Origin of the sequence: Flavobacterium sp. GSB-24 (assembly GCF_027924665.1) — a bacterium.
Taxonomy (GTDB): Bacteria; Bacteroidota; Bacteroidia; order Flavobacteriales; family Flavobacteriaceae; genus Flavobacterium.
In genome coordinates this window covers 3030531-3055970 of record NZ_AP027043.1, presented here as the reverse complement: position 1 = coordinate 3055970, position 25440 = coordinate 3030531, and the positions used below count along the sequence as shown (strand labels likewise).

Below are 25440 nucleotides of genomic sequence, written 5' to 3'. Positions count from 1 at the left end.
TTGCTTTTTTAATTTTCCTATTAGTCATTGCATTACTTGGACTGAACTTTTATTTTTTTAATCGACCACTTTTATTTCTGAACATCTTTCTATTTAACTAAACATTGATTTTTATAATTAAAAAGATTTTATAAATTTGCAGTATGAAAAAGATTACAACAAATAAAGAAAGGGTCATAGAATCAGTAACAAAAATGGTTAGTGATAAAAATGTTGTACAATCATTTTTGAGAGGTCAAACGAGTATTGAAACTTTAAAACAAAAAGGTATCAAACTTGCTAATCCCCTATAATTACTTCCTAAACGAAAATCCTCAGTTCTATTATTTTATTACAAAAAACGAAATAGAATATCGTGTAGCATTTATTGTTGATGAAACTTTTAGTGCTATATCAGGATTAGATATCAATAATATTTTTCAAATTATTGTAGAAAAAATAACTGATAAAATAGAAAAGTTAGACATTCAAGTTTCCATAACTATACAATCAATTATTATTGCATTTTTCAAAAACTCACAAAATTCCATGCTTTATGTTTGTGATGATAAAGACAACAAAAGTATTAAACGATTTAAAGTTTTTAATAGATGGTATTCCAGAAGCGGGATTGAAAGTACAATTTTAAAAAAAGATAATGTAATTAACTGTAAATCCAACAATCAAAATACTATTATTTACTCTTCATTGCTTTATCATAAAGAAAATAGAAATCAAAAAACAATTATAGAAATTTATAATAAGATGCAGGAAATACTTGACGAGAAATAACTAGTGATTTCAAAAGCTATAGCCTCGCAAAGCATTCATAAAATAATCTTAAATCTTCATCTTCTATTCATAAATCATGACTACCTTTGCACTGTCAAAAAATCATATTATGAATTTACAACATATTCCACAAATTAAGCATACTGACAGCGGAAACTTCTTTTTATTGGCGGGACCTTGCGCTATCGAAGGAGAAGAAATGGCTCTTAGAATTGCTGAAAAATTAGTTGGTATTACCGACAAACTTCAGATTCCTTATGTTTTCAAGGGATCTTTCAAAAAAGCAAACCGATCTAGAATTGATAGTTTTTCTGGAATTGGTGATGAAAAAGCTTTAAAAATCTTAAGAAAAGTTTCTGAAACTTTCCATGTTCCAACGGTTACAGATATTCATACTAACGAAGATGCTGACATGGCTGCACAATATGTAGATGTTTTGCAGATTCCAGCTTTCTTGGTGCGTCAGACTGATCTTGTAGTTGCTGCTGCAAATACTGGAAAAGTAGTTAACTTAAAAAAAGGACAATTTATGAGTCCTGAGAGCATGAAACATGCTGTACAAAAAGTATTAGACTGTAATAATGAAAATGTTATGGTTACAGATCGTGGTACTATGTTTGGTTATCAAGACATGATTGTTGATTTTAGAGGTATTCCTACTATGCAGCAATATGCTTCTACGGTTCTAGATGTAACGCATTCTTTACAACAGCCAAATCAAACTGCTGGTGTTACAGGAGGAAGACCTGATATGATTGAAACTGTTGCTAAAGCTGGTATTGCAGTTGGAGTTGACGGAATTTTTATTGAAACGCATTTTGATCCGGCAAATGCAAAAAGTGATGGTGCTAATATGCTTCATTTGGACTATTTTGAAGGTTTAATGAATAAATTGGTAGCTATTAGAAAAACAGTTAACACATTTTAATTATAATACTTAAGTTCTTTGAAAACAAAAATTTTATTTTTTCTTCTGACTTGTGTTTCATTAAACGCTTTTGCTCAGGAGGAAATTCCAGTACAAAAATACGCTGCTCATAATAAAGGAAAATTCTTTGTGATGTGGGGTGGAAATAGAGAAAGCTACTCAAAATCTGATGTAAACTTTAGAGGTAAAGATTACAACTTTACAGTTGAGAATATGGCAGCTCATGACAAACCAAAAGGATGGCATGTTGATTATGTTAATCCTGCAAATATGACTATTCCACAAACCAATTTGAGGTTAGGTTATTTCTTCAGCGATCACTATAGTGTAACAATTGGTGTTGACCACATGAAATATGTAATGGCGCAGAATCAAATTGCAAACGTAAACGGAAGCATTAATTTACCTGCCGATGATCCAGCTTCAATCTATAATGGTGAATACAATAATAGACCAGTAGATATGTCTCAAGGCGGCGCTAAGGAAGGCGGCTATGATAAAGGTGAAACTCAGGTAGGTGGTCCTGCTTTTTTAATGTATGAACATACTGATGGTTTGAATTACATTAATACTGAGGTAGCGAGATTTGATGATATTTCAAAATGGTTTGGATTGCCAAATATTGATAAAGTTCAAATTAATTTAACTGAAGGTTTAGGGGCTGGAGTTTTATATCCTAAAACCAATACAACACTTTTAGGAAAAGAACGTCATGATGATTTTCATATTTCTGGTTATGGTGTTTCTGCAAAAGCTGGTTTAAATATCACCTTTTTTAAACATTTCTACGTTCAAGGAGAGTTAAAAGGTGGTTACATCAACATGCCGGATATTAAAACTACAACAAGTCCTGAAGATAAAGCTTCGCAACACTTTACTTATTTCCAACGTATTATTGCTGTTGGAGGTATTTTTAGAATCTAATATTTCGCGAAAATATATTTGTAAAATAGCTGTCAATTTATTTGGCAGCTATTTTTTTTATTATTTACTTTGTACTTCAAAGTACTTTAAATTTACTTTATGAAAAATAAAAAATATCTATTTCCGATTATTACTTTCTTCTTAAGCTTTGGCTGTGCCCTATTTGTGGCTATAAAAGTTTTTCCTAACAATCCATTTACGGGAAATGCATCCGAAAAAATTACAACTAGTAAGTTTAAAGATGGTGATATTATTTTTCAAACTTCAGAATCAAAACAATGTGAAGCGGTTCGCATAGCAACTAATTCGAAGTTTTCGCACTGCGGCATTATTTATGACATAAACGGAGAATGGTTTGTTTTTGAAGCTGTTCAACCTGTGAAACTTACACCGCTTGAAGATTGGATTAAACATGGAAGAGACAGTAAATATGTTGTGAAAAGATTAAAAAATGAAAGTATTTTGAAGCCTGAGGTTTTACAAAAAATGAAAGACTACAGTCAGCAGTTTGATGGCAAAGAATATGATGCTTATTTTGAATGGACAGACAATCGAATTTATTGTTCTGAATTAATCTGGAAAATTTATAAAAACGCAGCTGGAATTGAATTGTCTAAACTTAGAGAACTGAAAGACTTTAACTTAACCGATCCCAGAGTTCAAAAAATATTGAAAGAACGTTATGGCAATGAGATTCCGTTAGAAGAAAAAGTCGTTGCTCCTTCTGATCTTGCTGATTCTAATTTACTGAAAACTGTAGTAGACACTTATTAAAAATATAAAAAAAAGCTAGTCGATATTCTTTCTAGCTTTTTTATTTCATTATTTACTTTGAAATTCAAAGAACTTTTAAAATTCATTTTATGAGAGATTATTTAATAGAACAATTGTATGAATGTTCTAAAAAGCCTTATCAAAAATATTTCAAGAAAAATGAACCTTGGAAAATTGATAAAACCAAATTAATGGATTTTCCCGAAGAAAGCTTAGGATACGGATTGGGCGGCTTTCTTCATAACAATCATTTTGATATTCAAGAAAAATTGGAAGATCACGACATTATTCATGTTTTGACTAATACAGGAGTTTCTGTCTATGAAGAAATCGGAATGCAGTATTATTTATTTGGAAATGGAAAAAGAAGCTTGTATCTGTATATGGTAATTCTAACTGGAACTATCTTTTATCCGAAGCGAATAAACTACTTCTTTCAGCAATATAAAAGAGGTAGAAAAGCATTGCCGTTTCATTATTTGGATTTTTCAAAGATGCTGTTTATGCCGATACAATCTATTCAAAAAACTTTTAATATTTAATAAAATGAAAATAATTAACGAACAACCTTTCAAGGAAAAACAATCTCTAGAATTAACGATTGGTTCATTTGTAATTACTACATTCTTGTTTGCATTATATATTATTTCAAACGAGGATCCAACTGTTTTAGTTATTGCCTGGCCATTTGCTTTAGCGGCAATAATTGTTAATGTAATTATGTTTATTCATCTCGCAGAAAAATTTCTTCATTTACCGCAACAGCGAAAAGAGATAGGTTTTAAAATCTTGCTACTGCTTTCTAATATTCCAATAACATTCTTTTACTATTTGATTGTGATGAAATCCCGATTCTAAAAGCTTTATGTATAAAAAAAAGCTATAAGTATAACCTCATAGCTTTTTTTTATTAATGTATTTTTAAAATCTTAATTTGCTTTTTTAATGTCAATTCCGTTTTGGTCTAACAAATAGATTAGCGAAGTCATTGTTGCCGCTCCAAGCTCTAGCTCTCTTTTATTGATAGCATCAAACTTGTCATTTGCCGCATGATGATAATCGAAATAACGTTGTGAATCTGGTTTTAAACCTGCTTTAACAATTGCCTGCGAAGTTAAATGACTAATATCTGAACCTGCGTGGCCAATTGTAAAACTATGTACTAAATAGGGCTCAAAAAGATCTTTATATCCTTGAATTTTTTTAAAATTAGCATCATCTGCTTCAATTGAAAACCCTCTTGGAGAAAATCCGCCTGAATCACTTTCCAACGCAAAAATATGATTCTCCTTCTTTTGTTTTGATACTTTTTCATATTCAGCACCACCTTTTCCGCCATTTTCTTCGTTCATAAACAATACCACACGAATCGTATTCTTCGGTTTGTAGTTTAAGTTTTTTAAAATTCTGATAACTTCCATACTTTGCACTACTCCTGCTCCATCGTCATGAGAACCATCGGCCAAATCCCAAGAATCTAAGTGACCACCAACTACCATAATATTTTCTGGACTAACCGTTCCAGTCAATTCTCCAATCACATTATAAGATAATGCGTCTGGTAAAGTTTCACAAGATTGTTTGAAATAAAACTTTAAAGCTGGATTTACTCTTAAAGATTTACTCAACAACTCTGCTCCGTTTGTACTTATTGCTGCGGTTGGAATATATTGCTCTTTTGGTAAGTCACCATAACTTTGTGCACCTGTATGAGGAAAATCGTCTAATCTTAAATTCATTGAACGAACGATCGTTCCTACCGCTCCTAGTTTTGCAGCTTCTTTTGCTCCTGCATATCTTTGGTCAACACATGCTCCATAAGAAGTAAAAGTTTCAATATTTTCAGGGTTCATTGGTCTGTTGTAAAAAACAATTTTCCCTTTTACTTTATCTGCTCCTAATTCAGCTAATTCTTTAATTCCCTGCACTTCGATTATCTCTGCAGTAATCCCAGTTTTTGGAGTTGCTACAGAACCTCCTAAAGCACAAATTGGCACTACAGTTTTTATTTTTCCGTCTAAGATGTAGGCTGTTTCTTTTTCACCTCTAACCCAATGCGGCACCATAACTTCTTGAAGATATACTTTATCTAACCCGAGTGATTCTAATTGTCTTTTTGTGTAATCGACAGCCAGTTCAGCTCCTTTAGAACCCGATAATCGAGCTCCAATATCATTAGAAAGATATTCCAGCCAAGTGTAACATTTTGCTTCGGTTAAAGCTTTCTTATAAAATAATTTGATGTTTTTTTCGTCATTTGACTGAGCAGACGACAGCAATCCGTTTAAAACTAAAGCAGTTAAAAGAATCGTTTTTTTCATAGTTTCTATAGTAATTTGGAGTTTATTCTGCCTTTGGCATGTTCACAAAGGAACAAAATTCTTAAGAGTTAAGAAGCTATTTTTTCAACCTTTTCTCAAAAAAAAGCTCCAATTACAAATTCTTCAATTTGCAATCGGAGCTTTTAAATATTTAATAAATAAAGATTATTTTACTTCCATAATCTTATTTTTTGTTCCAATACCGTTTTCATTAAAAGGTTCTATGGTAAAATAATATTTTGTGCCTTTATCTAAACCTCTAAAATCGTATGAACTGTCTCCATAAACCATAATGCTGTTGTATAATTTATCTGGAGAAATTCCGTAATAAATATTATACCCAATTGCATCATTTTGTTTTTTCCAAGAAATAATTGCGTTTCTAGAATCTGCTTTGTTTCTATCCACTTTAAAAGAAGCAACTGCTTTTGGTTTTGTGGCTAAACCATTTCCAAAAACCCTGAAATCAGAAATTGCGAATAATCCAGAAGCGTTATGAATGTTTTCCATTTTGATATAACGCGCTTTAATCGCTTTTGTAAGCTCTACATAATCATGTGGTACATCTTTATCGTTTTTAGATTTATCTACAACCAGAGTCCAATTAACAGCATCATCAGACATGAATATCTTGTATTGATAATAAATATCCATTGCTTTATTGAATTGAGTTGCTTTATGATCTGCATAATTAATCTGCAAAGCATTAATTTCCATTTGTCTTCCTAAATCCATTTGAAGCCATTCTCCTGGATTACTAGTTTTAGCAGACCAATACGTTTGAATATTTTCATCTGTAAGGTTATCAGGTCCGTAACAGAACTTTTCGTATACTTTTTTACCTCCGTTATCCATTCTGTGTGTTTCTACTTCCATGCATTCTTCTGAAGAAGAAACTGTTACTGGTTTCTTATACGAAAGCAACATCCATCCTGATGAAGCTCCTTTTGTCTGATCACGCTGACTTGTTGGCAAGACAATTGGAAAATCTCCGTAAGAGGTAATAGAATACATTACATCATCTTTATCAAATCCGGCAGGAAACATATCTATACGGCGCTCAAAACGATCTTTAATAGAGATTTTACAAGTTCCCGTGTTCCAGTAATTACCAAAATTATCGGCAAAAGTATTTCCGTGCCCAGCTCCAATTACAAATCCGCCTGGTTTATAAGACATCGGATTGTGCTTTTGGTATGTAAAAGGCCCAAGTGGATTATCACCTACATGAACTCCGTTTGCATACCCTTTAAATTCTGTTGCAGGCGCGCCATACTGCATGTAATACTTTCCGTTGTGTTTGGTCATCCAAGCTCCTTCAATAAAATTTCCCCAAGGTGCTGGTTCCATATCATTATTTGGTCCGAAACGTTCCCAGCCGTGAGCTGAAGGTTCTAAAACTGCAACTTCTTTTATTTGCCCATACGGACGCTGAATATCTTCTACTTCTGTTGCTTTGTATAACTGAGCATAATCTGCCTGATTTCCTTTTGGAAGCCAAGTTTTATAATCAACCTCAACACCTACAAGAGGCAGTTTTCCGCTAGAACCATAATACATATAGACTTTTTTATCATCATCCTGAAAAATTGCAGGATCCCAAGTCGGCAGCATTGCTTTCTCTACGTGACGTATCCATCTTCCTGATTTTGGATCGGCAGTTTTCCAAATCGGATGATCTCTTTTCCAAGTTGAACCTACATAAAATAAAGTGTCGTTTACAACCCAAGCTGCAGGAGCGCATTGGTCATCATCGCCTGGCTGTCTTTGGAAACTTCCATAAACAAAATTCCAATCAGACATATCTTTACTCCAAAAGAAACCTGCCTGATTTGTCGCAAATAAATAATATTCGCCTTTATAGGTAATAATCACAGGATCTGCACTGGAACGGCGTGACTCTGGAATTCCGTTGTGATTATGAGTTGTGTAATTGTATCCAATATTAATTGGATTACAATAGGTTGTTGCTGGTTTGTTAGGATCAAACCATTCTGTTTTACCTAAATTTTGCGCCAATAAATTGTGACTAAAAAGTATCACAAATAAAATTGACAAGGTCATCAGTTTATATATCTTTTTCATTGTTAGATTTTTTTGGTAGGTTCGAAGATTATTTTTTAAGATTTAATCTTTCCTTTAGAAGTTCAGGTTCATTCGTCGTTATATAATTGAATTTATGCTCAATAATCCAATCCATATCTGCAGCTTCATTCACTGTCCAAGCATTTAGGATAATTTTGTTGTCTTTTGCTTCTTGTATCCATTCTGGATGTTTTTGAAAAACTGAATAATGATAATCTACGCCATTTATCTTATCTGCTTGTACTTCTTTTGGCGATTTATTCCCTTCTAAATATTGTAAAGAAGTTTTGGCATCAACCATTCTAATTTGTTTTAGAATATCATAATCAAAACTTATATAGCAGGTATTTTTATCTGCTTTAAGTTTTTTAATAGTTTCAACTGCCATTAATGCGGTCTTTTTTCCTCTTTCCTTACTTATTTCTGAAGGTTTTATTTCGCAGACCAAAAGAGTTTGTTTGTTGTTTCTCTTACCCTCTGAAATATATTCATGCAATGTTGGAAGTTTCTCTCCATTGGAAAGTTTAAATTTGATCAAATCTGCATAATTGGTTTCTTCAATCAGCATTTTGTTGTAATGTGCATCATGATTGATAACAAGAGAATCATCTGCAGTTCTCCAAACATCGAATTCTGAACCTGGTAATTTTAAATCAATTGCATGTCTCAATGATGCAATAGAATTTTCTGGCAGGTTATTTTTTTTCCATGCACCGCGATGTGCTACAATTGCATTTTTTTGTGAATTGCAAGAAGAAAAAGCAATCAGCATTGAGAATAAAAAAATCGAGCGGGATATTTTAAACGTATTCATCATAACCGTAGTTAAAAAATTACAAAAAAGGTTTTTCAGTTTAAAAAAAAGCCCTCCAAATGAAGGGCTTCTCACTAATCAATAAACCAACTATTTAGTTAACTCAAAACTAACTTTCTTATCGGCATTTGAATTTCCTCCAACGAAAATATCAAACTGTCCAGGTTCTGCTACGAATTGTAAATCAGAATTATAAAATTTTAAATCTTCAACAGTAATGTCGAAACTTACTGTTTGTTTTTCACCTTTTTTAAGTGTTATTTTTTGGAAACCTTTTAGTTCTCTAACTGGTCTTGTTACTGAACCAACTAAATCTCTAATGTATAATTGAACTGTTTCTTTTCCGTCAAAATTTCCAGTGTTTGTTACATCAACTGTTACTTTTACTTTTCCGCTGAAATTCATTTTATCAGAAGAAATTTTAAGGTTTGAATAATCAAAAGTAGTGTAGCTTAAACCAAATCCGAATGGAAATAACGGCTCGTTTCTTTCGTCAATATAGTTTGATCTGAATTTCTCGAATTTTCCTTCTGTGTTAGAAAGCGGTCTTCCAGTATTTTTATGAGCGTAGTAAATTGGCAATTGTCCAACACTTCTTGGAAAAGTTGAAGTTAATTTTCCTGATGGATTTACATCTCCAAATAAAACATCAGCAATAGCGTAACCTGCTTCTGTACCCGCAAACCAAGCATTTAAAATCGCTGGAACTGTTTTTTCTTCTTCAGTAATCACTAGTGGACGTCCGTCAAATAAAACTAAAACAACTGGTTTTCCTGTTTTTAATAAAGCGTTTAATAAATCTTTTTGTGCTTGTGGAATTTCCAAGTTTGTACGGCTGCTAGATTCCCCGCTCATTTCTGCAGATTCTCCAAGAGCAGCAACAATTACATCTGATTGTTGAGCAACTTTTAAAGCTTCTGCTAACAAATCTTCTTTTGAACGTGCATCACGGTGTAATGTTTTTCCAAACATTGTAGCGTTTGTTTCAAAAGTTTCATCATAATCTAAATTACTTCCTTTAGCATATAAAACTTTAGTTCCTGCTCCTGCAACTTCTTTAATACCTGCTAGTAATGAGACAGCATTTTCCATTTTAGTAGCTACACTCCAAGTTCCGGGCATATTTTCTTTAGCATCTGCTAATGGTCCGATAAGGGCGATAGTTCCTGATTTTTTAAGAGGTAATAATTGGTTTTGATTTTTCAATAAAACCAATGATTGAGAGGCAATTTGACGTGCTTCTTTTCTGCTATCCATTGTAAAGATTTCAGTTTTAGCTCTTTTTTCATCACAATATTTATACGGATCTTGGAACAATCCTAAATCATATTTTGCTTCTAAAATAAGTTTTACAGCATTATCGATTGTTTCGATTTTTACTTTTCCTTCGTCTAAAGATTTTTTCAAAGTACCTAAGAAACCTTCTCCAACCATATCCATCTCAACACCAGCGTTTAAAGCTAAAGCAGAAACTTGTTGTAAATCTCCCATTCCGTGTTCGATCATTTCAGGAATTCCTGTAAAGTCTGTTACCACAAAACCTTTGAAACCCCATTGTTTTCTAAGAACATCTGTCATTAACCATTTATTTCCTGTTGCTGGAATTCCATCAATTTCGTTGAAAGATGCCATAACCGAACCTACACCTGCATCAACTGCCGCTTTGTAAGGAGGAAAATAATCATTAAACATTCTGATATGGCTCATGTCTACAGTATTATAATCACGTCCTGCTTCTGGCGCACCGTATAAAGCGAAGTGTTTCACACAAGCTAAAATTGAGTTATTTTTTGAAAGATCATGCTGCTGATAACCGTTTACCATTGCTTTTGCGATCTGGCTTCCTAAATATGGATCTTCTCCTGAACCTTCAGAAACTCTTCCCCAACGAGGATCGCGAGAAACGTCAACCATTGGAGAGAATGTCCAGTTAATTCCGTCTGCACTTGCTTCTTTTGCAGCAATCTGTGCACTTCTTTCAATTAATCCCATATCCCAAGTACAAGATAATCCTAAAGGAATTGGGAATGTTGTTTCGTAACCGTGAATAACATCCATACCAAAAAGCAACGGAATTTTCAAACGGCTTTGTTCAACCGCAATTTTCTGTACTTCTTTAATTTTTTGAACTGATTTAATGTTAAACAAACCTCCCACTTTACCCTCAGCAATATTTTTTGCCACATTTGAGCTGTTTGCCTGCCCTGTAGTGATATCACCAGATGTTGGCAAGTTTAATTGACCCAATTTCTCGTCTAAAGTCATTTTTGACATTAATTCCGCCACAAATTCAGACTTTGGTTTAATTTTCACTGTATTTTTAGTGTTCTTTTTTTGAGCGTAACCCAAAACAGCACATCCTAAAAAAAGTAAGACTAATTTGTTTTTCATTCTATTTTATTTATTTGTTTGTATTCGTTTTTCTCTGCTGTAACATCCAGTCGTAAATAGCTGTATTATCATAAACTCTTGTCCAGCTGTCGTGATTGGCATCATCAAAAATGGTCAGCTTCAAATCTTTAGCATTACATTTTTTCAATTCTTTGTATATCGTGATCGCATAATTCACGTTTACAACATCATCCAGTAATCCGTGAAAAATTCTGGTTGGAATATTGGCTATTTCACAAGCGTGCTCTAACTGAATTAAATCTACAAAACCAGCGACAGGTACGTTTGCTGCAAATAGATCCGGATGTGCAAAAGCCAAATTCCATGAAGCCCAGCCTCCTGAGCTCAAACCAGTAATATATATTCTTTCTGAATCAATTTTGTTTTCTTTCTGGATTTTTAAAATCAGCTGATAAATCGATTCTATATCCCAATTTTCATCTTCTTTACATTGAGGAGCCAGAACGTAAGCATCTAATTGATGTGTTTTTAGATATTTTAAAGGACCATTAATTTTTACTTTTTCAAGATCATTTCCTTTTTCTCCATCACCAGAAATAAAAACTATTAAAGGCTTTTTTTCTTTTGTATTTGCGGGTTTATGTAATACATAGCCCAGCTCATACTTTGCCATTACTACTGTATTAATTTTTCCAGTTGTTTCACTTTGGCTAAAACCAAATGTCGAAATCAACAGGGATAAAAAAATTAATTTATATTTCATACTAATTTTTTAAATCCCGTATTTTCCTGATTTAAATCCAAGTTTTGTCAAACCTTGTTTTACTTCAGGTGCATTCATAAATAATTTCCATAATAGACCTGTTCTGTAGTTCTCGATCATAACTACTTCTGGTCCTTGATCGATTGCTAAATAACGTTTTGCAACCCATTTATTTCCTAAACTTAGAGCATCATAAAACCCGGCATTGCCCCAAGTTTCTTCTTTATGATTTTCGTATAGATTGCGTATGAAAGCCATTGATTCTTTCGGCGTATATACAATTGAACTGATTGCTGCGGTTGGCGAAATCACACCTTGATCATTGCTTGGCATATGTGCATTGTATCCAATAGAACCATCAGGGTTTCTGGAATATGACGCTGTTAGTCCCCAATAATCAGCACCATATCCCTCAACCTTGTTTGGATTTTCAATACAGTATTGATAATTTATTTTAGTCTGATTTACGTTTAAATCCCAGTAATTTGCATATTTATCGCTCAATTGATTTGGATCTAGACCTACATAAGAATAGTGTGCCCAGAATAAAGGACCGCCGAATTCTTCTGCACCATTATGTTTTAAAATTAAAGGAATATTATATTTTGTTTTAGGAGAAACGATGTCTCCGCTTCTCGCCCATCCTTCATGATACGCTTTCGCATCAATTGAATGTGTTGGCGAAGATGCTGCCATTAGATAAGTAATTAGACATTCATTATATCCTTGTAAAGGAAAATTCATCTGCCAGTCGTAAGTAGGTGACCAATGCCAGTACAAAACATTTTTATTGTTTGTATACCATTGCCAGTCAACACCTTTCCAAAGTGCATCGTATTTTTGAGCAACTGCTTTTTCTTTTTCAGAACCATCTTTAAGATATTCACGAACAGTAATCATTCCTGCAACCAAAAATGAAGTTTCGACTAAGTCGCCGCCATTATCCTTGGTTCCAAAAGGCTTTACTTTTCCCGTATTTCCATCGATCCAATGAGACCATGCTCCGTGAAAACGATCTGCTTTGCCTAAAAAATCTGCAATTTTGTTCAGTCTTTCTACCCCTTGTTCTTTTGTAATATAACCTTGAGACATTCCTGAAACAAGAGCCATTAAACCAAAACCAGAACCACCTGTTGTTACAATATTTGAATCATTTTCAGGATAATTTCCGTCTGGATGGTAACGTTCTCTGGCTAATCCAGAGTTTGGTTGTGCGTAATCCCAGAAGTATTTAAAAGTTTGTTTTTGAACAGCACTTAAAAGCTGCTCATCTGTTAATGTAGTAACAGAAGTATTTTCTGCTGCATTTTCTTTTGCCTTATCCGCATTCGATCCACAACCAAAAAGAGTAAAAGCTAAAAATAAAACTGAAATTCTAATCATTATAGAGATTTTTGAGATTGTAATAAAATCACTTCCTTCAAAATTTTGAAGGAAGTGATTTATGAATATTAATTATAACCAGGATTTTGAGAAGACATTCCCTCTGTTATTAAAAGGAAAGATGCCGGAATTGGAAACAATTCATTTTTACCTTCTGTGAATACTTTTCCATCTGCAGTAAAAGCATCTTTTGCCTGACCAGTTCTAACTAGGTCAAAGAATCTGTCAAATTCAAAAGCTAATTCAACTCTTCTTTCTTTCCAGATTGCAGTTCTTACTGTTGCCTGAGAAGTTGCTGGAGTATCACCTAAACCAGCTCTGTGTCTGATGATATTTAACAATGGAATTGCATCTGAAGTTTGACCTAATTCATTTAAAGCTTCTGCCTTCATTAATAATACTTCAGCGTATCTTAAATATTTAATATTAGCATCAGTTTCCCATGCGCTTGTATATGCAGAAGAATAAGCTTTAAAATTATATCTAGGATTAGGATCTACTTCTCCTTCTGGTAACACTAATTTAGGAATTACTCTTCCGTCGTATAAAGTTGTACCTCTGAAAATTATAGTTGCGTCTTTTCTAACGTCTCCAGGCTCATAAGCGTTTACTAAACTTTGAGAAGGCTGATTAAATCCCCATCCCCATGCATCACGAACACCTTGAGTATTAGAATATCCTTGAATTCCACGTGCAGGTACTGCGCCATTACCATTTATTTCAAAAATAGATTCTCCATCATTTTCTCCTTCTAGTCTAAACATTTTAGCATAATCTGGAGAAATAATATAACCTGTAACAAGATTACAGTTATCGACAACACTCTGCCATTTTTTCTGATACAAACTTACTTTTGCCAATAAAGCATAAGCTGCTCCTTTTGAAGCTCTCGCTTTATCATCACTACCATATTGAGATTTATTTGGTAAAACTGCCGCAGCCTCTGTTAAATCTTTTTCAATAAAAGCATAAACTTCAGCAGCTGTTTTACGAGTTAACTGCATTGCTTTATCTTCTGGTGATAATGGAATTTTTGATATGTGATCTACAATAGGAACTCCTCCATAGCATTTTACCAAAGTAAAATACATAAAAGCTCTTAAAAATTTAGCCTCAGCCATTAATCTTTCTCTTAATGCAGGATCAGCTTTGTCTAATTTAGGTAGAATCTCCAATGCTTGATTGCATCTATTGATCCCATCATAGTTTGCATTAAAAGTACTTTCAGCAGATGGATTCGATGCATTATATGTTAAAGCATCCAAAACATCTTTATCTGTACCTGTATCACTTGGTGTTGAACCTTTATCAGCATCATCAGATGTAATACTTGCTAATCCAATCCATCCAAAAGAACTCATATCCCAGTCTAAAAATTTACTGTAGATAGAGGTAACAAACGTTTTTGCTCCGTTGTCATTGTTAAACAACTCGATATCATCTGTAGAAATAGTCTCAGTTTGTTTAACATCTAGGTAATCATCAGCACATCCTGTAAAAGTGAATGCCGACAATACAAAGATTGATATATATATCTTTTTCATAATATTAAAATTTTAAATTAGCACCAATTACGAATGATCTTAATGTTGGATAAGCATCCAATTCAACACCTTGTGTTCCATAAGGATTACCATCTCCATTTAACTCAGGAGAGAAACCAGAATATTTCTGTGTAATAAATGGGTTGATTGCATTAAGATAGATTCTGCAAGAACTAATGAATTGATCTTCTTTAAGAGGTAGTTTATAACCTACAGTGATGTTGTTGATTCTAAAGAAATCTGCAGATTCCATATAATAAGTTGAAGCAACAGGAACAATGTTAAATGGTTTTGGATTTGGCGATGTTGTATTTGTTGGTGTCCAATAATCATTTGTCATAGAAGCTTCGATATTTTCACCTCCAAAACGCTGTGCTTTTTTACCATTGTATACTTTTGCTCCACCAGTTCCATATCCGTCAACTGAGAAATCAATGTTTTTGTAAACAAGACCTAAAGAAACTCCATAGTTAGATGTTGGTAAAATTGAACCTACATATTTTTTATCTGCTGTTGCAGATAAAGCATCTTGAGTTACTTTAGCACCAGAAGCATTATAATAAAGCATATTTCCATTTGCTGGATCTACACCTGCATATTCATAAAGATAAAAACTTCCTAATGGCTGACCAATTGAGTTATTGTATAATAATTTAGTGTCTTGACCATTTCCTAAATTACCTCCAATAACTTGAGACAATGAAACATCTTTTAAACTTGTAAGTTCATTTTTATTGTGAGAGAAGTTACCTCCAACCCAGTAGCTTAAATCGTCTGTAATTTTATCATCCCAACGTAAAGCAATTTCATAACCTTTGTTTGAAACTTCACCAACATGAGAAGGAGAAGCAGTTGTAATTCCAGAAGTTGGATAAGGTTTTACATATAAAATTACGTTATCTGTATTTTTGTTATAAACATCAAATGATCCTTTCAATCTGCTGTTCAAAAATTCGAAATCTACACCGGCAGATGCCTCTTCAGTAATTTCCCAAGTTAAAGTTGGGTCAATTTGTGAAGTAATACTTGTTCCTTCATATAAAATTGAACCTCCTAAATAACTATTTAATCCAGAATTATAACTTTGACTGTTTAATGGTACATTTTGGTTACCCAATTTACCCCAGCTTCCTCTTAATTTAATCAAATCAACTCCTTTAATATCAGACAAGAAGCTTTCTTTTGTCATAATCCATCCAAGACCTACAGATGGGAAAGTTCCCCAACGGTAATCTTTAGCAAAGTTTGAAGATCCGTCACGTCTAATAGTTCCAGTTACTAAATATCTGTCCATTAATTTATATTGGAAACGACCAAAATATGAAGCTAATTTGCTTTCGTTAAATACAACATCTTGTAAACTTGTAACTGTACCAACATAATCTACACCTTTTGAATCTTTTGAATTATATAAAGACCAGTAATTTGAATCAGGACTTACATTTTTTCTTATGATAGTTAACTTTTCTCTAGGTCCTTTTACAGAAGTTTCGATACCGGCAGTTAATTCAACATCATGAATTTTAGCAAATACTTTGTTATAAGTCAAATAGTTAGATAAGTTCCAGTTAAAATATTGTTCTCTACCTCTAGTTAATAAATTGATAGGATCAGAACTTGTATAGTCAGCATCTTTACGAGTTGGATTTGCAGCTAACCAAATATTTTTGGTATCCTCGAAATTATAATTTTTCCAAGTGTAGTATTCTCCGTTAAATTGCGAAGTAAATTTTAACCCTTCTAAGATTTCATAATCTAATTTCAAACCACCTTGAATTGTAATACTTCTTTGTTCTTCATCATAAAAATCTAATTGTGAAACTGGATTTCCAACATTGTTAAATGATGAACCAGTTGGACTTGCCAATCCGCTTGCATCTACAAAAGGAGCACCATATTGACCATTTGCAAAACGAACAGGAACAATTGATGACTGTTTGTATGCATTTGTAAATGCACTTAACGGTTTTGGTGTAGAATTAGCAGACGTAAAACTAAAGTTTTGATTTAAAGTGATTTTTTTAGAAAGCTTAAATTCATTATTATTTCTAAAACTTGTACGGCTATAATCTAAGCCATTAAGAATTGCTTTTTCTTGATAATTACCTGCACTAAAAAAGTATTTAATATTTTCAGAAGCACCAGAAATAGAGATATTATTTTGAGTGTAAGTACCTGTTCTTGTAATTTCATCAAACCAATTAGTATTAATAGGCTGGTTTGTAGAAAATTTATTAGTTCCTAAAGATGCATTAGAATAGCTTGCATATTGATTTGCATCTGCCATTTTAACCTTTTTTAGCGGCGTTCTAACACCTCCAAAACTTTCAACTTCTACAGAAACTTTATCTCCTTTTCCTTTTTTAGTAGTAATAATGATAACTCCATTCGCAGCTCTTGTACCGTAAATAGCAAGAGATGATGCATCTTTTAAGATCTCATAAGAAGTAATATCATTTGTATTGATATTATTGATGTTTTCTGTTGGCATACCATCAACAATATATAAAGGATTTCTTCCTCCTAATGCAGTACCTAAACCTCTAATAACAACAGAAGGTGTACTTCCTGGAGCATCAGAAGAAGTAACTTGAACCCCAGCAGCTTTACCTTGAATAGCCTGAGAAGCATTTAGTACCTTTGTTCTTGTAACATCTTCTGCTTTTAATGAAGTGATTGCAGAAGTATTATCAATTTTTTTTCTGGTACCGTAACCAATAACAACTACTTCTTTTAATGCAGTATCACCTGCTTCTTTCAAAGTAATCGACATAACGCCAGCAGCTGCAGGTACAGAAACTGAGTCGAAACCAAGCATAGAGATCTTTAGAGTTTCTCCAACCTTAGCATTAATGGTAAAATTACCGTCAAAGTCAGCATCAGCAGAAGTTCTAGATTCTGGAGCACTAATAATTGCACCAGGAATTCCCATTCCACTACTGTCTACTACTTTTCCTTTAATTGCTTGTGCCTGTATCATCATATATGATGGCAGTAACAAGAGAGCTAAAAAGCTAAAAATAAAATTTTTCATACAGTACGTAATCGTTTAAGTTAGTAGAGCCAAATTAAACAATTACAACGTTGTAGTACATCAAATACCACTACAACACAGCTACATCATTATGTTAAAATATTAGCATATATTAATGATAATCAACACACTAAATGTTAAATAAAATTCATTAACATAACGTTATGATGTAGTAATGATGTATTGGAATTCTGTAAAAATAGGTATGTAAAAATATAAATTCTGTAAAAAATAAAATCAAATCTTACAGACTTAATAAAAACTTTGACAGGTTTTCTTCTTGAGTCAGATTTAATTTCTTTCTTAAGCGATATCTATGCAGTTCTACACCTCGAAAAGAGATATTCATCATTGGTGCAATTTCCTTGGATGAGAGGTTCATTTTGAGATAAACACAAAGCTTAATATCCTTTGGAGTTAAGTGTGGATATTTTTTAGAAAGATTTATAATAAACTCGTTATGGATTTGATTTAAATTCGTTTCAAATGTTTCCCATTCGTGCTTATTAACCTCATTAATTTTAATAGCTTTTTTGATTTCACTTTTGAGTTTGCTAAAATCTTTTTCTTTGTCTAGAATTTCTTGAATTTTATCAATCATTTCCGTTTGTTTGGCAATTGACAAAGATTTACCAGCCACTTCAGAAGATTTTGTTTGAAGTTCAAGTTCTAAAATATGTTTTTCGTATTCCTGCAAGTTGAGTTCGTTTTCTTTCTTCAATTCCATCTCGAGAATTTCTCGTTGATGTTTTAGTTCTTCGGCCTGCAATTTTAGCTTTTGCATGTAGCGAAGCTTATTCCATTTATAATAAAAAAACAAAACCGCACTAACAACAAGCAAGTAAAGAAGAATCATCCAAAAAGAAAAATACCAGGGTTCTGCTACTTTAAACTTATAAAACGAAACCTTATCATAAGTTGATCCATCGTGCTTAAAAATTTCTACCGCATGATAACCGCTGTTTAAATTGTTTAAAACAATCGATCCATCAGAAATAGGTATATATTCTTTTTCTTTATCGAGTTTGTAAAACAGGTTTGGTTTGCTTGCTCCATAAATTCCAGAGATTACATTAATTTTTAATTCTGTATTGAATTTAATTTTTGATTCGTTCGGAATTAAAGCATCATCACTAAAAGCTTCAATTTCTACTTTTGAATTTTGTTTGTTTTCATATTCGAGTTTAAGAGAAATAAATCCGTCATCAAGATTGAATAGATAATAATTGTCATTCTTAAATATTCTTAAATTTTCATTTATCAGTTTTCCTTTATAATATTTCTCCTGAATAATATTCCAGATAAATTTATTTCCTTCCGCGTAAATGTGATATAAAATTCCATTTTGCAAAACCATAAAATGATCTTCATCTATAGAAACAACATCTGTAACATTTTTAAAACTGGCATTGAATAATTCGTTTTCTTCTAATTTATTTGAAATAGAATTGTAAGTATACCAAGAGTTATTAATGAGAAAAAGTATTTCTTTTCTAAATTCAAAAATCTTGATTCCGAAATCATTTTTTATTTTGCTTTGCTGCGTAACATTTTCGACTTTCAGCGTTTTATAATTGTCATCTAATAAAACACGATACAAACCTCGATAATTATCAGCAGCCCAAATTTCATTCTTTTTATTCTGCGCTACATATTTTATAGGTTTGGCAAGGTCTTTTATAATTTTGTAATGAGAAAGATCTGAAGGATCATCATACACTAAAATACCGCTGTAAGTCGATTGAAAATATGTATTGTTAATACTGCTTTTGGACATATTCCAACCGCCGCTAACTCCGTTTATTTTTTTTAAAACATTATTTTCATATGAAAAAGTTCCATCGTTATGCCCAATGATGTATTTGCCGTCTATAAGGGAAATATTCCATCCCTGCCCCTGCGTATTTGGCATCATATTGAATTTTCCAGAACTATACTCGAAAATACCGTGATTTGAAGCAATTAAATAACCTTTATTAATTGTTGCGACTGCATAAACAGACCCTAAGATTCCTGAATTGTCATAAAAGAAAGAGATTGGCGAGTTGACTTCAACATGAGCGATTCCGTTATCTAAGCCCAGCCATAAGTCGTTCTCTTTATCAAAACCTAAACTTAAAACCGAGTTGTTCATTAAAACATTATCACGCTCAATATTTTTATACGTATTGGTTTTTAAATCTAAAATAATAATTCCTCGATTTCCCGTTCCAATAACTAATTTTTCTCCTTTTATAAATTTTGCCACATTAATCGTAGCCGATTTTAAAGTTTCATTTATCGGATTACCCCAGCTTCTTAATCCATTATCATCCGCCACAAAAACACCTCTTTTCTGCGTAAATATGTAGGTTTTATTTTGATACTTTTCTATGGCATGAACAACGGTTTTCTTTAAAACATTCCAGCCTTTTGGATTGGAAATATACTTATCGTTCATTCTAAAAATTCCATCCTTAACAGAAGCTACGTACAAATTTTTATCTACAGCAAAACAATACGAGATAAGAAAAGGAAATTTAATTTTTTTAATCGTTTTTCCATTGTAAATAAAAACGTCATTGAAGGATTGAAAATAAAGCGAACCATTGAATCTAAAGATTTTCCAAATTTCTTCGTTATCTTTTTCATCAAATAATCTCAGATTTTTAGTGATCGAAACATAATGCATTGTTCCGTCTTTTCTATACCAATAACCAAATTCTTTATAAGAACCTGAATAGATTTTGTCGCCTTCTATTAAAATAGATCGAATAATAGTTTTATTTGGAAGGGTATATTTTTCCCACTTCACTCCATCGTAACGAAGTAAATAATGGTTGTTTGCAAAATACATAGCATCATCATTTCCCTGCGCTACATTCCAGATTTGATTATCACCCTGATAATCGGATTTACTGTAATTTTCGACGAAAGGAAGTAATTCTTGGGCTTGAAGTTGTAAAGCGATGAAAAAGAAGAAAACTGATTTAAAAAGTATCGATTTCAAGATATTCAGATTTTATTTCAAAGATACTGACAAAAATTTAATTTATAAATGCAAAAAGCTTCTCTATTGAGAAGCTCTTTTATTATTTGATCTTGTTTTTAATTCTCTAGTAACTGATAAACCTGATTTGCAATTTCATATTCTTCATCTGTTGGAACAACCAAAACTTTTACAGTTGAATCTGCTGTATTGATTTCTCTCAATTCTTTAGAACGAATTTGATTTTTTGCTGCGTCAATTTGAATCCCGAAGTAATCCATATCTGTACAGATTAGATTGCGCATAAATGAAGAATTTTCTCCAATTCCTGCTGTAAATACAATAGCATCCAATCCGTTTAAAGCTGCGGCATAAGCACCAATTGTTTTTCTAATTCTGTAGGCATTCATTAATAAAGCCAATTCACAGTCTTTATTTCCTTCCTCCGCTTTTGATTCAATATCTCTTAAATCGCTATACCCTGTTAAGCCTAGCATTCCGCTTTGTTTTAACAGAATAGAATTCACTTCATCTGGAGTATAACCTAAACTTTTAACCATATAAAAGATAACAGACTGATCTATATCACCAGCGCGTGTGCCCATAATTAAGCCATTTGATGGCGAAAATCCCATCGTGGTATCGATACTTTTTCCGTCTTTTACAGCGGTCATACTACAGCCATTTCCTAAGTGAATGGTAACTATCTTAGAATTCTTATCTAAATAACTGATCGCTTTTTCTGAAACATATTTATGACTTGTTCCATGAAAGCCATACACACGGACTTTATGTTCTGTCAAAAGGAAATTTGGAATAGCATATTTGTGTGCCTCAACTGGAATTGTCTGATGGAAAGCTGTGTCAAAAACTGCCACTTGTTTAGCATCTGCAAAAATTTCTTCTGCAACATTAATTCCAACTAAATGTGCAGGATTGTGAAGCGGAGCTAATTCAGAAAGTTCTTTAATTTTCTCTTTAACTTCATCTGTTATAATTGTTGTGTCAGAGAAATAACTTCCGCCGTGAACTACTCTATGTCCAACTGCCGCAATTTCGGATGTCGTTTTGATTACGCCGGTTTCAGAATCCAAAAGTAAATCTGCAACCTTTTGTAATCCTACTTTATGCGTTGGAATCGGCAATATTTCTTCATACGAATTTGAAGCCGTTTTAAAGGTAATATTTGAAGTTTCTAAACCAATTCGATCAATCATACCACTGCAAATTACTTCGTTTGTCGGCATGACCATTAATTGATATTTAATTGAAGAACTTCCGGAATTTATAATTAGTATTTTCATTCTTTTTAAGTTGCTAAGGTTCTAAGAAGATAAGTTTCTAAGGTTTTTAGTTTATTATTTAATTTTTAATTCTCAATTTTTAATTTTTAATTGAATTTACATTCCCTGCGCTTGAATAGCCGTAATTACAACTGTATTGATAATATCATCTACTGTACAGCCACGGCTCAAGTCATTTACAGGTTTATTTAAACCTTGTAACATTGGACCAATTGCTAAAGCTCCTGTTTCTCTTTGAACAGCTTTATAAGTATTATTTCCTGTATTTAAATCTGGGAAAATAAGCACACTTGCCTGCCCTGCTACTTCTGAGTCTGGCATTTTGCTTTTCCCAACACTTAAATCAACTGCTGCGTCATATTGTATTGGTCCTTCAATTTTTAAATCAGGGCGTTTTTGTTTTACAATTTCAGTTGCAGTTCTTACTTTTTCTACTTCATCTCCTTTTCCTGAAGATCCAGAAGAATACGAAAGCATTGCAATTTTTGGTTCTATTCCGAAAGCGGCACTTGATTCTGCTGATGAAATCGCTATTTCTGCCAATTGTTCTGCTGTTGGATTCGGATTAATAGCACAATCTCCAAACACCGAAACACGGTCTTCTAAGCACATAAAAAACACAGAAGAAACTACAGATGAATTTGGTTTAGTTTTAATGAATTGAAGTGCTGGAAGTATAGTATGCTGTGTTGTGTGAGCCGCACCAGAAACCATTCCGTCTGCGTGGCCTTTATACACCATCATCGTTCCGAAATATGAAACATCTTCCATTAAATCCCTTGCCATTGTGATACTTACGTTTTTAGCTTTTCTAAGCTCGTAATAGGTATTAGCGTAATCTTCGTAAAATTCAGATTCTATAGGATTGATAATGTTTACTTTTGAAAAATCCAGAGAAATACCAAGTTCTGTTACCTTACTTTCAATTTGTTTTTTATCACCAATAATCGAAATATCAACCACATCCATATCTAGTAATCTTGAGGCTGCAGTAATAATTCTATCATCATTTCCTTCTGGCAGTACAATATGTTTTCGATGCTGCTTGGCTCTTTTAACCATGTTGTATTGAAACATTTTTGGCGTCATGCCTTCTGCTTCAAAAGTGATTAATCTTTCTGATAAAGCCTCGTTATCAACGTATTTCTCGAAGGTTGTAATTGAAGTTTCAATTTTATGCGTGTTATTGGCATAGATTTCAGATTTAATCGAACCTATTTTATTGGTAATATGATAAGTGCCTCCATCGACAGCAATGATCGGAACAATTGCCGAAAGTCCTTCAATAAGCTTTAAAATACTTTCTTCCGGAACAATATTTCCAGTTAGAATAATTCCTGATATCGTTGGATAATTAGCCGATTCGTTTGCCTGTAAAGCGCCTAAAATAATATCTGAGCGATCTCCAGGAGTAATCACCAGAGCATTATCATTAAGATGTACTAAATAATTGTGCAGCTGCATAGCACCAACGCTAAAATGGCCAATTTCATTATTAAGATAATTTTCTCCAAACAAAACTTTAGCATGCAATTCGTTTACAATTTCCTGCATTGTCGGATTGTTCAAACTTGAAATTAAAGGAATTGTATTTACGAGAACATTCGCTGGTAAACTCTTCTGCAGACTTTTGGTAACCAATTCTATATTTTCAGGCTGTACTTTATTAGCAAATACTGATAAAACCTCAACCTCTTTTACTTTAAAAGAGTCGTAAACTAAATACAAACTATCCACAAGTTCTTCTAAAGTTTTCCCAACTCCAGAACCGATAATAATTGTTGGAATTCCAAGGTTTTTAGCAATTAAAACGTTCAAATCTAATTCGATAGAAGTTCCTTCTCCAGTAAAGCTTGTACCTTCAACTAAAACGAAATCAAATCGTTCTTCCAGCTTTTTGTATTTTTCGATTATTAAATCTAATACCTCTCCTATTTTTCCTTTATTTTTCTTTTTGATGAGTTTGCTTTTCGTGATGGCAAATGCATCTTCAAATTGAATATCGAGGTTAAAATACGACAAAACAGTTTCAATATGATTATCTACTTCTCCATCAACAAAATCTTCGATTATAGGTCTAAAATAACCTACTTTAGCTGTCTTCCCAATCAAAATACTCATTAAACCGAGCGTAATGATCGATTTACCACTATTCTGATCACTTGTCGCTATATATATTGCTTTACTCATGATTTATTTATATTTATTCTAAATAACAAATTTAATACAATTCAAATTGTTTTAGCCCTAACAAACGTTAAAACCAGCGTCTTTTTTTGAAATAGAAAATTAAGGCTATTACCAGTAAAAACATGACTCCCATAACTACGAAGTAACCATTTTGAGTTTTAAGTTCTGGCATGTTTTCAAAGTTCATTCCATACACTCCCACAATGAAAGTGAGCGGAATAAATATGGCCGAAATAATAGTCAGAGTTTTCATAATTTCGTTCATTTTTCGGCTTTGTTCCGAGAAATAAAAATTAGAAGCACTTTCTAATGCGCTCATATCAGATTCAATTTGTTCTAAAAGCTCTAAACTTTTTTGGTGAAGCCTGATAAAGAAATTAAACGTTTCTTTCTGAATAAGGCCGTTATTTTCATTATCATCTTTAATTGTTTTAAGATAATACAAAGAATCTCGAAGCGGTACAATTGACCGCTTTAAAAAATTAAAGTTATCTCTATGATTTTCGATTTTTTCCAGAATAACCGGATCGGCGCCTTTTTTGGTTAGATTGATTAATTCCTCGATTTTCTCTTCTTCATCTTCAATTGTAATGTAAAAGTTTTCCATTACGGCATCTAAAAGCAAATACAAAAGATAATCTACTTTTTTAGTTCTAACGATTCCCGCATGTGTGCGAAGGCGTTCGCGGATATGCGTAAAGAAATCACTCCTTTTTTCTTGAAAAGAAATCAGAATTCCTTCTTTTAGAATAAAACTAATTTGTTCGACACTTAGATTATCTGAATATTCAGAAGGCAGAAGCGACTTTATATTAAAAAATAAAACATTCTGCTGTTCTTCTAACTTGGTTCTTTTCGTAGTATTTAAAATATCAGCAAGAAGAAAATCATCTAATTTAAAATGTGCTCCAATTGTTTTAATGAGATTAATATCATTTAATCCGTGAACATTGAGCCAGTTATTTTTGGTATAATCAAAACAAGAGTTCAAAGCCTGAACGGTAAATTTATCATATTCTACAACGTCAATATCATCATAAACAAAAAGTTGCATTTCGGTTTCATGCTCTTTATGCGATCCTGTATACTCTAATGTAATATGCTGCAGCTTGCGGCCTTTCTTGTATTTAATCTTTCTCATTCAAAAAAATTTACAATAGTAATATTACGAAAAAGAATTCGAAGAAGAAATGACATTTGTCATTTTGCTGATAAAGATTAATAATTTGTCTAGATTTTAAATTGTAATATTTTTACTAGTTTTAATTAGGCAACAATATTCATC

At 32.7% G+C, this 25440-nt stretch carries 19 protein-coding genes; 7 read left to right on the top strand and 12 right to left on the bottom strand.

Going from position 1 to position 25440, the window contains the following annotated elements; all coding sequences use genetic code 11:
- The first annotated feature begins 143 nt into the window (after nt 1-143).
- The 7 genes from QMG60_RS13185 to QMG60_RS13155 all read left to right on the top strand — a co-directional run bounded on the left by QMG60_RS13185 (nt 144) and on the right by QMG60_RS13155 (nt 4255).
- Nucleotides 144-293 carry a hypothetical protein gene (locus tag QMG60_RS13185; RefSeq protein WP_166669299.1) on the top strand — a complete coding sequence of 50 codons (150 nt, stop codon included), beginning with the start codon at nt 144-146 and terminating at the stop codon, nt 291-293.
- Nucleotides 277-771 carry a DUF6169 family protein gene (locus QMG60_RS13180; protein WP_281865222.1) on the top strand — a complete coding sequence of 165 codons (495 nt, stop codon included), beginning with the start codon at nt 277-279 and terminating at the stop codon, nt 769-771. Before QMG60_RS13185 ends, QMG60_RS13180 begins: the two co-directional genes overlap by 17 nt.
- Nucleotides 772-880: 109 nt before the next feature.
- Nucleotides 881-1699, top strand: coding sequence for a 3-deoxy-8-phosphooctulonate synthase (kdsA, locus tag QMG60_RS13175; protein ID WP_057118492.1), 819 nt, complete (start codon nt 881-883; stop codon nt 1697-1699).
- An 18-nt stretch (nt 1700-1717) separates the two neighbouring features.
- Nucleotides 1718-2623: a hypothetical protein gene (locus tag QMG60_RS13170; RefSeq protein WP_281865221.1), complete on the top strand. Its 906-nt coding sequence runs from the start codon at nt 1718-1720 to the stop codon at nt 2621-2623.
- Nucleotides 2624-2722: 99 nt separating this feature from the next.
- Nucleotides 2723-3397, top strand: coding sequence for a YiiX family permuted papain-like enzyme (locus tag QMG60_RS13165; RefSeq protein WP_281865220.1), 675 nt, complete (start codon nt 2723-2725; stop codon nt 3395-3397).
- 89 nt (nt 3398-3486) lie between these two features.
- Nucleotides 3487-3939 carry a hypothetical protein gene (locus QMG60_RS13160; protein WP_281865219.1) on the top strand — a complete coding sequence of 151 codons (453 nt, stop codon included), beginning with the start codon at nt 3487-3489 and terminating at the stop codon, nt 3937-3939.
- Between the two features lie 4 nt (nt 3940-3943).
- Nucleotides 3944-4255: a hypothetical protein gene (locus QMG60_RS13155; RefSeq protein ID WP_281865218.1), complete on the top strand. Its 312-nt coding sequence runs from the start codon at nt 3944-3946 to the stop codon at nt 4253-4255.
- Nucleotides 4256-4326: 71 nt separating this feature from the next.
- Here QMG60_RS13155 and QMG60_RS13150 read toward each other — a convergent pair whose 3' ends face one another.
- The 12 genes from QMG60_RS13150 to corA all read right to left on the bottom strand — a co-directional run bounded on the left by QMG60_RS13150 (nt 4327) and on the right by corA (nt 25296).
- A complete protein-coding gene (locus tag QMG60_RS13150; protein WP_281865217.1) occupies nt 4327-5718 on the bottom strand; it encodes a M20/M25/M40 family metallo-hydrolase in 1392 nt (463 codons plus the stop codon).
- Between the two features lie 165 nt (nt 5719-5883).
- Entirely contained in the window at nt 5884-7803 is a 1920-nt protein-coding gene (locus QMG60_RS13145) for a discoidin domain-containing protein (RefSeq protein WP_281865216.1), read from the bottom strand.
- 28 nt (nt 7804-7831) lie between these two features.
- On the bottom strand, nt 7832-8620 hold the full coding sequence (locus tag QMG60_RS13140) for a glycerophosphodiester phosphodiesterase family protein (RefSeq protein ID WP_281865215.1): 789 nt from the start codon (nt 8618-8620) through the stop codon (nt 7832-7834).
- A gap of 87 nt (nt 8621-8707) precedes the next feature.
- Complete coding sequence (gene bglX / locus QMG60_RS13135) at nt 8708-11008, bottom strand: beta-glucosidase BglX (protein ID WP_281865214.1); 2301 nt, start codon at nt 11006-11008, stop codon at nt 8708-8710.
- Nucleotides 11009-11018: 10 nt separating this feature from the next.
- Nucleotides 11019-11732, bottom strand: a complete 714-nt coding sequence (locus QMG60_RS13130; protein WP_281865213.1) for a prolyl oligopeptidase family serine peptidase — start codon at nt 11730-11732, stop codon at nt 11019-11021.
- Between the two features lie 9 nt (nt 11733-11741).
- On the bottom strand, nt 11742-13115 hold the full coding sequence (locus QMG60_RS13125) for a glucoamylase family protein (protein ID WP_281865212.1): 1374 nt from the start codon (nt 13113-13115) through the stop codon (nt 11742-11744).
- 68 nt (nt 13116-13183) lie between these two features.
- Nucleotides 13184-14659, bottom strand: a complete 1476-nt coding sequence (locus QMG60_RS13120) for a RagB/SusD family nutrient uptake outer membrane protein (RefSeq protein ID WP_057118503.1) — start codon at nt 14657-14659, stop codon at nt 13184-13186.
- Between the two features lie 4 nt (nt 14660-14663).
- On the bottom strand, nt 14664-17693 hold the full coding sequence (locus QMG60_RS13115) for a SusC/RagA family TonB-linked outer membrane protein (RefSeq protein WP_281865211.1): 3030 nt from the start codon (nt 17691-17693) through the stop codon (nt 14664-14666).
- A gap of 244 nt (nt 17694-17937) precedes the next feature.
- The gene (locus QMG60_RS13110; protein WP_281865210.1) at nt 17938-20682 is read right to left on the bottom strand and encodes a histidine kinase; all 2745 of its coding nucleotides are present in this window, start codon (nt 20680-20682) and stop codon (nt 17938-17940) included.
- A gap of 98 nt (nt 20683-20780) precedes the next feature.
- Complete coding sequence (locus QMG60_RS13105; protein WP_281865209.1) at nt 20781-21965, bottom strand: acetate kinase; 1185 nt, start codon at nt 21963-21965, stop codon at nt 20781-20783.
- A gap of 96 nt (nt 21966-22061) precedes the next feature.
- The gene (gene pta, locus QMG60_RS13100) at nt 22062-24155 is read right to left on the bottom strand and encodes a phosphate acetyltransferase (RefSeq protein ID WP_281865208.1); all 2094 of its coding nucleotides are present in this window, start codon (nt 24153-24155) and stop codon (nt 22062-22064) included.
- Nucleotides 24156-24222: 67 nt separating this feature from the next.
- On the bottom strand, nt 24223-25296 hold the full coding sequence (gene corA / locus QMG60_RS13095; RefSeq protein WP_281865207.1) for a magnesium/cobalt transporter CorA: 1074 nt from the start codon (nt 25294-25296) through the stop codon (nt 24223-24225).
- Nucleotides 25297-25440 lie beyond the last annotated feature (144 nt).

Excerpts from the sequence above, each read along its gene's own strand:
- QMG60_RS13145 (WP_281865216.1), bottom strand. The coding sequence starts at position 7,803 with ATGAAAAAGATATATAAACTGATGACCTTGTCAATTTTATTTGTGATA.
- kdsA (WP_057118492.1), top strand. The coding sequence starts at position 881 with ATGAATTTACAACATATTCCACAAATTAAGCATACTGACAGCGGAAAC.
- QMG60_RS13185 (WP_166669299.1), top strand. The coding sequence starts at position 144 with ATGAAAAAGATTACAACAAATAAAGAAAGGGTCATAGAATCAGTAACA.
- bglX (WP_281865214.1), bottom strand. The coding sequence starts at position 11,008 with ATGAAAAACAAATTAGTCTTACTTTTTTTAGGATGTGCTGTTTTGGGT.
- QMG60_RS13105 (WP_281865209.1), bottom strand. The coding sequence starts at position 21,965 with ATGAAAATACTAATTATAAATTCCGGAAGTTCTTCAATTAAATATCAA.
- QMG60_RS13140 (WP_281865215.1), bottom strand. The coding sequence starts at position 8,620 with ATGATGAATACGTTTAAAATATCCCGCTCGATTTTTTTATTCTCAATG.
- pta (WP_281865208.1), bottom strand. The coding sequence starts at position 24,155 with ATGAGTAAAGCAATATATATAGCGACAAGTGATCAGAATAGTGGTAAA.
- QMG60_RS13120 (WP_057118503.1), bottom strand. The coding sequence starts at position 14,659 with ATGAAAAAGATATATATATCAATCTTTGTATTGTCGGCATTCACTTTT.
- QMG60_RS13125 (WP_281865212.1), bottom strand. The coding sequence starts at position 13,115 with ATGATTAGAATTTCAGTTTTATTTTTAGCTTTTACTCTTTTTGGTTGT.
- corA (WP_281865207.1), bottom strand. The coding sequence starts at position 25,296 with ATGAGAAAGATTAAATACAAGAAAGGCCGCAAGCTGCAGCATATTACA.
- QMG60_RS13130 (WP_281865213.1), bottom strand. The coding sequence starts at position 11,732 with ATGAAATATAAATTAATTTTTTTATCCCTGTTGATTTCGACATTTGGT.
- QMG60_RS13150 (WP_281865217.1), bottom strand. The coding sequence starts at position 5,718 with ATGAAAAAAACGATTCTTTTAACTGCTTTAGTTTTAAACGGATTGCTG.
- QMG60_RS13160 (WP_281865219.1), top strand. The coding sequence starts at position 3,487 with ATGAGAGATTATTTAATAGAACAATTGTATGAATGTTCTAAAAAGCCT.
- QMG60_RS13165 (WP_281865220.1), top strand. The coding sequence starts at position 2,723 with ATGAAAAATAAAAAATATCTATTTCCGATTATTACTTTCTTCTTAAGC.
- QMG60_RS13115 (WP_281865211.1), bottom strand. The coding sequence starts at position 17,693 with ATGAAAAATTTTATTTTTAGCTTTTTAGCTCTCTTGTTACTGCCATCA.
- QMG60_RS13155 (WP_281865218.1), top strand. The coding sequence starts at position 3,944 with ATGAAAATAATTAACGAACAACCTTTCAAGGAAAAACAATCTCTAGAA.